The organism is Okeania sp., from assembly GCF_983059655.1.
Genome location: NZ_CEZPJD010000319.1, coordinates 1 through 8752, shown reverse-complemented (window position 1 = coordinate 8752; position 8752 = coordinate 1). Strand labels below are relative to the sequence as shown.

Here is an 8752-nt window from a genome sequence, read left to right as displayed (position 1 = left end):
CAAGATTACTGTAAAAGTTTGCCAAAACGACCTCAAGCTCAATTAAAGGATTCGCTACCGCTCAATTAATTGCTGGTTTAAATTCATCTCACCGTTAAATCAAAGATTATAATGGGAGTCCTCTTTAAACAACACTGATAGAATTTAAAATAATTATTCTGTTTTTCTGAGATTAGAACTATCTTGGATTGGTAATTGAGAATTAGTTCCTCCAGGCAACATTTCCGCCTTCATCGCCTCTAACTCAGCCTCAATATCATTACCTTTTTCCAAAGAAGCAAATTGTTTTTCTAAACTATCAGTTCCCAACTCAGCGATCGCCTCAGACTTAGCTTCAAGCTGCATTACCTTCTCTTCCATCCTATCAAAAGCACTTAAAGCATTACCAGTATTCACAGTACCCAAAATTTCATTTAACTTTTCCGAGGCTTTAGCAGAACGTGCCCTGGCAATATACATATTCTTTTTTAGTTTAGCCTCACTAATTTTTTGTTCCAACTGTCTCATATTTTGCTTCAGCCTTTCCATTACCTGTTTCTGCTGTCCGACCTGAACTTTCATCGCTGTAGCAGTTTCTTGGTAAGACTTGCGTCTAGTTAGAGCTTCCCGTGCCAAATTTTCCTGGCCTTTTTGCAGAGCTAACTGCGCTCTCCTATACCATTCATCTGCAGTAGACTGAGCTTGAGAACATTGTCGTTCTGTACGTTTTTGAGTAGCGATCGCCTGTGCCACTGCCTGCCGTAGTTTCACCAGGTCATTTTGCATATCTGTCACTGTCTGCTCCAGAACCTTCTCTGGATCTTCCGCACCAGAAATTAAAGTGTTAACATTAGCACGAATTACCCGCCAAACACGGTCTAAAAGTCCCATAAAGACTATCCCTCTTAATTATTATTTATTATATTTTGATATTATCTATAGCGGGGAACAGAGAACAGGGAACAGGAAAAAGTTGGAAAAATATTTCCCCTGATTCGGAGCATTATCGGCATAAGTCCTAAACTACCTGTCTATTGGTATGGTTAATTGACTAAGAAAGTGGTTTCTCTTCTATAATAAATTCTACTTCAAAAAACCTAGCATTATATCTAGGAATTATTCTAACTTTCTTCTGGTTTTTACCTACTAATGTTTCGGGAAAGGGAATTTTAACTGCACCATATTCAGCCTTAAATTTACTAGACATTGGAATATTAAAGTAGCCATTTTTTACCTTAATTCGAGTTATTTTTAAAGGAAAATACCCTGCTTTTTTGAGGTATCTAGGTAATCGTATTTGTTTCCAACGAGATAGACTTTCTTTAGCTTTCTGGATTAAGTTAAAAAACGACTTAAAAGACCTATTTACAACTTTTAAAGTTTGCTGTGCAATATCGGTTTGAAGCAGTTGCCAATTTGCCTCTTACAGAGGAGCTTTCCTAGGGAATGCTACGCAAACGCTTTCGTTATCTTTGCAGTAATAGTAATTTGATTCATATCTTATAGCGGTTTTCACAAAGGTAGACTACAAAACTGCTGCCCTCTGCCTTCTGCCTTTAGAGGATATCTGAAAAGTTGTTTAATACTAAATTTTGCCCCCTGAGCAAGCCAATTCTGGGGGGAAAAAGAATCCATTAGCTGGTAAAAGTCCACCAAAATTGGGGGATGCGCGGGGGCGAGTGATGTAGCAAATGAGACTTTTCAGACAACCTCTTAAACCAAAATCTCTGTACTCTATGTTAATGAAAACTGCTATTAAGATATCCGCCCTCAGAAAAATAGAACTGTCATATAGAATAAAGCCCGACATTGTATATATTTTTGGACAATCTACACAATTATTTTAAGGCTGTAAATTGCTGGTTAGACAGGTTTCTAATTTTGTTCTTTTGGGTCAGATACATAACTATTTTTCGAGGAAGAGAGGATCTTTGAGAAACCTAAAGCCTCTTTGCCACTGATTGTTACTCTTTATATTTAGACAATATTTATTCTGTAGTTAGTGCAGCATTATCTAGAACATTTGTGGCTAATATAAATTTACTTGCTCGCTTTTTATCCAGCTCAATTTTTTCTATAAAAACATTTATTTTACCTTGTACTTGATAACAGAAATCTCCATTATTATTATCTTCTATTTGTTGGATATTAATTCCGGTTAATTGATGATACAAACATTTTGGGAAAAACGGCTTAGTTGCTTTTTGGGCATCTGGTATACAAGCAAACTTTTCAGATGTTAATCGCCGGAGTTTTTTATGGGCTTCTACTTCCTCGTTTTTAATTTTTTTCTCTAGATGTTTTAAATCTGATTCTCAACGTTTTTGACTTTCTACCACTAACCATCTTTGGAGAATTCCTGCATAAGTTTTTTCCACTTCTTGATACCTATATCCCTGAATCGGACTACGAATCCAACTTGATGTATCTATATTTTCTACTAGCTTAGTTGCAGATGTTATCCTAAAAGGAACTCGACATAACCATTTAATATTTGTTAATAACTGAATATTTTCTTGAACATTGTAGTATCGACCTTTATACGCTAACTATTGTATCAAAATCAAGGACAAACCACAAATATAAGGCCCGGCTTTTCCATACGATGCTCCCCTAATAGCTGCCGCTAGGCTCTGCCTTTTCCTAGGTCATGCTACGCAAACATGACGGCGACAGCCGTTAACGCAGTTATGCGCTAGCAAAACGGGATAACGTGGGACTTCCCGTTGGGGGAGTTAAAATTAACTTAGGCCAATAATTTTAATAATTCTCAGGTGGTAACTTATAGTACTTCGCATCAAGTTTTTCCTGCCGTAATTCTTGGAGAAATTCCTTTGCTTTTGCTGGGTCCCAAAAAGCTCCCATTTGTATCTTCATACCGTTAGACGTTTCACGAATATAAGCATCTGAGACTATTTGCTGTGCATTGTATAAAGACTCTTCATTCACATAATCAACAACAATGTAATACCAACCATTCTCTGACTGTATAGGAGTAGTTATTTGAGAACTGTCAGAATTTTTTACTGTTGGAGATGGCACTGGAGAAGATGGAGTAGTTACAACAGACTGTTGATTAGCAGATTGAGTAGACTGAGGTAATAAGGTGCTGCTGAGATTATCAAGTTCTGCACCTGGTTTATAAGTAGGTTGTGCCACAGTATTAGAACTTCCCGATATTGGAGGTGGTACTGCGGGTTTCAATGTTGCAGTGGGAGATGGGAACTGGCTAGGTTGAGGATTAACATTACTTAAGGTGTTCAAATCTAAATCTACAAATTCTTGAGATGCCAAGTCAGGAGATTTTGGTAAAGGTTGCTCCTCTCTATTTTGACCATTACCAGCAGTAGTCTCATCTGTATCTTGTTGAGCTGAAGTATTTCTTAACAAACGGTCTAAACCAAGATTTTTCAGACCTGATGGGTTCATCAGAACATAACCCAAAGTTGTACAAGAAATCAAAAACAGAAACATGGAAATTATTCCTAGAGGAGTAAACAAACTTCCTAAGTAATTAGGTTGTTCCTGACGACGCGATTTTAATTTGTCTAGACTCTCTAGGAGTTTTTCTGAAGATTCAAGGTTGTCATCTGGCACTGTGGAATTATCCGTACCTAATTGAGATGTTTGTTTCTCGCCATTGCGAGCTTCTGCATCACCTCTGTTGGCCATAGTAAGTTCTGATGGAGTTGGAGGTTCGATCTCTACTGGTGAATTTTTGTTAGCTGAAGTACTGGATATTTTAGGGTCTTCTAGTAAAGATTTTGGTTCCGATAAAGGTAATGGGGATGTTGTTTGGTCATCTCCTGGTGATACAGAAATTAATTCGGGTGTTTTATAAATTTGTTTATTACTATTTTGCTGAGAAACTTGTGATTGTTCTGTTCGCTTGCGGTACTTGCGATATCTTGTTAATTCTGCTTCTAGTTGTACATCTAAGCTGTCCATTACAGCTTGCAAAGTTGGATTCAATTGGTATATAGAGCTTTTTGTGGACTTAGCCAAAGAACTTTGACTCATTTGATAACTCCTGTTACTTACTCAATAAATAAATTTTATATTTGAGATAGAATGTCCCAACTATTGTAAAACGACTATGGATTTTCAATCTCTCAATCAGATTTTAGGCTATCTCAAAATTATGGAGCCCCAACAACAACAGTTTCTAAAACTGATGGAATATTGGGAGCAAGTTTTAGGAGTTATGGCTACCCGAACTAAACCTCTATATATAGACCGAGGAGTTTTATATGTAGCAACATCTAGTGCTGCTTTGTCTCAAGAGCTTAGTTTTCGAGTCCCCCAACTTTTAGGTCGGCTCAATCATCTTTTACCAAGACCCCTGGAAAATATCAAGTTTTCTGCTGCTCACTGGCACACAATTGACTCTCATAAATCGATGCAAAGTGAAAAGAATGATTGGCTAGAGCATCCTAGCATGATTCCTCAATCTCAAAAAGTAACCTTGGAAGACTCGACTCACAAAAATCAAAGCCCTCAAGCCACATTTAAAAATTGGGCTAAAGCGATCAATACCCGCTCTCAAGGTTTACCTCTATGCCCTCAATGCCAATGTCCTACACCTCCGGGAGAAATTCAACGTTGGTCAGTATGTGCAATTTGTGCTACTAAACAGTGGTCATCAAGTTAAATTTTAATTATTTCATAATTTTAATCCCTTAAATGTAATTTAAAAGACAAAAACATTAATTTCTATATTAAGTCGGTGGCTAAAAATTTTTGATAGTTTTTTTAGTCTATCTTTATGAGCTTTGAGGCAAAATCTTTTCCATTAGTGGGTTTAAATATCATATATTTTACTTCGATCTGACTTACCTTTTAACTTGATCCCTATCAAGTTTACTGAGATAATGTATGAATTAATACATTTTCTCTTGCTGAATTTTACATAAATGTTTCTGTTTATAAAGCAATTATAAAAATAATATAAATTTTATTTAATTGATAGGGATATTCAGAATCTAGATATCACAATGGATTTAATAGGTTAAAACCGCAAATCACTGGGATTCAAAATATTTAAGATAGACTCAATTAAATTTAGGAAAATTTTTTATGAAACCCACTGTAGTTTGTCGTAATTGTCGATACTATTTGCCAGAAGGGAGACGTGGTGGTGTTTGTCAAAAGTTAACAACACCAGTTGAAAGTAATTGGAAAGCTTGTTCATTAGCTTCATCTCCTTTTAGTAAATCCTGGGAAAATATTGAAAGTATCGCTATCTGGAATCAGCAAATCGATCAAAATTTGGAAGTAGTTAGTTTTACCTGAAATCCAAGTTAAAAGCTTTTTTTCTTTGATTTTTAAAGAGATTGTTTGATATCCTTGCTATGAAGACAAGGTTTATATCCAATTTTTTTAGATCAACTAACTGACAAAGTTTGAGTTAGTTAATATGATAAGTATAAGTTAATATCTGAGTAAAAAAAAGCTAAATTTTTATCCTTACCTTACTGGACCGTTTCATCTAAAATAGTGCATTAGGCTTTTCGATAATCACCTTATCACTCGGTCATCTCAATCCTCCACCCCCCCCATTTTCTAATACACATTTTTAGATGAAACAATCAACTACCCTGAAGTGCAGAGAAAATAACGCCTAGCTAAATAGTATCGACCTCTGCTTGAATGGGAAAACTCAGAGACGCAACTATTAACCAAAAACCTTGTTAAACCTATCCATTTCCTTGATTTTTGAGATTTTGAACGCTCAAAAATCAACTTAAATCTGGTAAGATATAGGAAAAAATGCCTTTTGGAAACAGTTCGGTAGATTTTAGCTGCCAGGCGAAGTTAGCTCGGATACCAGCACTACCCTTCTGAAAACGATTCTTCTGTTATCAAAGGAGAAGAAAGGTCTCGGACGCGCTAGTTCTTTAAGGATTAGCTTTGCAGCTCATCTGCCTTTACTGTTACGGTAATGCCATACTATTATCAAAGATGTTCAGTGATGAATAGATTTGATAAGGTTAAATGTTGCACAAGTAAGCCGACTCAACGGAAGAGGAAGCCTAAAGTGATATTAGAATTCTGCTGTCTTTAGGCCGGGGAGAACCTCAGTCTAAGGTAACCAAGGGTATCTACGAAAGTCTGGAGGTCGTTTTTCTAGGAATGCTTTTTTACCTTCAGCTCCTTCCTCTGTCATATAGTATAAAAGAGTGGCATTACCAGCCAATTCTTGTAGACCAGCTTGCCCATCACAGTCAGCATTAAAAGCCGCTTTGAGGCAACGAATAGCGATCGGGCTTTTTTCCATAATTTCTGAAGCCCACTTAATGCCCTCTATCTCTAGTTCCTCTATAGGTACAATACAGTTCACCAAGCCCATTTCCAAGGCTTCTTGAGCTGTATACTGCCGACAGAGGAACCAAATTTCCCTTGCCTTTTTCTGACCTACAATTCTAGCTAAATAGCTGGCCCCAAAACCACCATCAAAGCTACCTACTTTAGGTCCAGTTTGACCAAAAATTGCATTGTCAGCAGCAATAGTTAAGTCACAAATAATATGCAAAACATGACCCCCCCCAATAGCATATCCAGCAACTAAAGCAATGACAACTTTGGGCATGGAGCGAATTAAACGTTGTAAGTCCAATACATTCAGTCTTGGTACTCCAGCCTCATCAACATAACCTGCTGTACTTCTTACGCTTTGGTCTCCACCAGCACAAAAAGCATACTTACCGTCCGTGTGAGGTCCAGCACCTGTAAACAAAACCACTCCAATATTTGGATCTTCACGAGCATCAACAAAAGCATCATAAAGTTCAAATACAGTTTTAGGACGAAAAGCATTGCGTTTGTGGGGACGATTAATAGTTATTTTGGCAATTCCATCAGTTTTGTGGTAAAGAATATCGCTATACTCTTTAACAATTTGCCACTTTATTTGTAAAGGCTGATTACTCATATTTTTTAGAAGTTGATAGAGATTTTGTTTTCACCAGATTACCTAAATAACACGGGAGCATGAAAGCCATCGTCTTTTAAGGGATGGATGAAAGGCGAGGAGTCGGATTTTAATCCGATGTATTTTATTTGACCGAAAAGCCACATTGAAGGCCCCCGTATTTTAACCGGTGGATGAAAACAACCGAGTCGTTTAGACTAGACAACTAAATTTGTATTGTGCTATTATTACTCACAATAAAGCCATCCAACCCTCGTTTCAAATGTACTCTTGCCAGCAAGTTTTAGTAGGTAAAAATCCCGAATTAATTGCTATCTTAACATTCTTATGCGAAGAGTCTCACAAGCTAACTAACATGGGAATATATTATGGTCGGCAATTATTTTTTAAGTCTCACAAAACTCTGGGTAAGTTTGACTTGGAAAAAGTTTATAAACACAACTATCATTACAAAGTTTTATATTCTCAAGCAGCACAACAAATATTGAGAACTGTAGCTGAATCATTTAGGTCTTATTATGGTTTAATTAAGGCCTATAGTGAAGGAAAAGTATCAGACAGACCAAGTATTCCTAAGTACAGAAAAAAAGGGGGAATGGCTACAGTTAGTTACCCCAAGCAAGCATTAAAACTTAAAGATAATCAAATTAGAGTCCCACTAGGGAATACCTGTAAACGCTGGTTTGGAATAGATAGCTTTTTAATACGAAAGCCTAGTAATCTAGCATTCTCTACTCTCAAAGAACTGAGGCTATTACCGAGAAACAAATGTTTTTATTGGGAATTTGTCTATGAAAAAGAAGTAGTAATTAAACCTCAATTAAATCAAGAAAATGTATTAGGGATAGACCACGGTTTAAATAATTGGTTGACCTGTGTATCTAATGTAGGAACAAGCACGGGTTGTAGATGGTAAACATCTCAAATCAATGAATCGTTGGTACAACAAACAAGTATCAACTATCAAAGAAAATCAACCGACTGGATTTTGGTCAAATAGACTAGCTTCTATTACTGAAAAGCGTAACCGTCAAATGCGTGACGGTATAAATAAAGCAGCCAGAATAGTAATTAATCATTGTGTAAAAAATTCTATTGGTACAATTGTATTTGGTTGGAATAAAGGTCAGAAAAATCAAATAAAATTAGGAAAAAAAAGTAATTCAGAATTTGTACCAATTCCCACAGCTAGACTGAAAGAAAGAATAGCTCAATTATGCTCTGAGTATGGGATTATATTTATAGAAACTGAGGAAAGTTATACAAGTATAGCTTCGTTTTTAGATGGTGACGATCTGCCTATTTATGGTGAAAAACCCGATGATTGGAAACCGTCAGGAAAAAGAATCAAGCGTGGTTTGTATAGAAGTAGTAATAATTGGTTAATTAATGCAGACTGTAACGGGGCTGCAAATATAATTGCAAAAGTAAGCAGAAGGCTAAGGTTAAACTTAAGCCAACTGTGTAGGGGCACTTTGACTTGTCCCCAAAGAGTGTATCTTTGGTCAGCTAAGAAGAAACGGAGCAACACGGATAAATCGCTGTTGCGTAGTATCTGCTTAGAATCCCCGTGACTTGAGTCCGGGGAGTAGTCAATAGATATCTAACAGCTTTATTTAACTAATCTCAAACCTGATTATCTCTATTTACTGTTATATCACCTATTTTTTAGTCAATCCTTTGATATCCTGCTTATGTTGAACTAGCATTTTTTTGTTGTACTATGGTTGATAGATTTAAGTTTTCTCCCGTCCCAGGTGAACTACGACCGATAGCAATGAATAAGTGGCTGAGGACTTATACTGATGATGAACCTCAGACAAGGAAATATTTTCCTTCTGT

9 protein-coding genes are annotated in these 8752 nt (G+C 36.6%); 4 read left to right on the top strand and 5 right to left on the bottom strand.

Features of this window, described 5'->3' with window-relative positions; all coding sequences use genetic code 11:
* Positions 1–153 precede the first annotated feature (153 nt).
* The 4 genes from AC3DU7_RS17885 to AC3DU7_RS17870 form a co-directional block, all read right to left on the bottom strand.
* Positions 154–870: a PspA/IM30 family protein gene (locus tag AC3DU7_RS17885; RefSeq protein ID WP_488040669.1), complete on the bottom strand. Its 717-nt coding sequence runs from the start codon at positions 868–870 to the stop codon at positions 154–156.
* A 160-nt stretch (positions 871–1030) separates the two neighbouring features.
* Positions 1031–1186, bottom strand: a complete 156-nt coding sequence (locus AC3DU7_RS17880; protein WP_488040668.1) for a hypothetical protein — start codon at positions 1184–1186, stop codon at positions 1031–1033.
* 781 nt (positions 1187–1967) lie between these two features.
* Positions 1968–2153 (bottom strand): hypothetical protein, encoded by a 186-nt coding sequence (locus tag AC3DU7_RS17875; protein WP_488040667.1) that lies wholly within the window; start codon positions 2151–2153, stop codon positions 1968–1970.
* A 586-nt stretch (positions 2154–2739) separates the two neighbouring features.
* Entirely contained in the window at positions 2740–3999 is a 1260-nt protein-coding gene (locus AC3DU7_RS17870) for a hypothetical protein (RefSeq protein WP_488040666.1), read from the bottom strand.
* Positions 4000–4075: 76 nt separating this feature from the next.
* Here AC3DU7_RS17870 and AC3DU7_RS17865 point away from each other — a divergent pair, with 76 nt between their 5' ends.
* Positions 4076–4630: a DciA family protein gene (locus AC3DU7_RS17865; protein ID WP_488040665.1), complete on the top strand. Its 555-nt coding sequence runs from the start codon at positions 4076–4078 to the stop codon at positions 4628–4630.
* Between the two features lie 425 nt (positions 4631–5055).
* On the top strand, positions 5056–5271 hold the full coding sequence (locus tag AC3DU7_RS17860) for a hypothetical protein (protein WP_488040664.1): 216 nt from the start codon (positions 5056–5058) through the stop codon (positions 5269–5271).
* Between the two features lie 790 nt (positions 5272–6061).
* On the opposite strand, the gene menB is transcribed toward AC3DU7_RS17860, so the two are convergent.
* Positions 6062–6910 (bottom strand): 1,4-dihydroxy-2-naphthoyl-CoA synthase, encoded by an 849-nt coding sequence (menB, locus tag AC3DU7_RS17855; protein WP_488040663.1) that lies wholly within the window; start codon positions 6908–6910, stop codon positions 6062–6064.
* Between the two features lie 262 nt (positions 6911–7172).
* Between menB and AC3DU7_RS17850 the strand changes: the two genes are divergently transcribed.
* Together AC3DU7_RS17850 and AC3DU7_RS17845 are read left to right on the top strand one after the other, a co-directional pair.
* Complete coding sequence (locus tag AC3DU7_RS17850; protein ID WP_488040662.1) at positions 7173–7826, top strand: RNA-guided endonuclease InsQ/TnpB family protein; 654 nt, start codon at positions 7173–7175, stop codon at positions 7824–7826.
* 13 nt (positions 7827–7839) lie between these two features.
* Positions 7840–8484, top strand: coding sequence for an IS200/IS605 family accessory protein TnpB-related protein (locus tag AC3DU7_RS17845; protein ID WP_488040661.1), 645 nt, complete (start codon positions 7840–7842; stop codon positions 8482–8484).
* Positions 8485–8752: the final 268 nt, after the last annotated feature.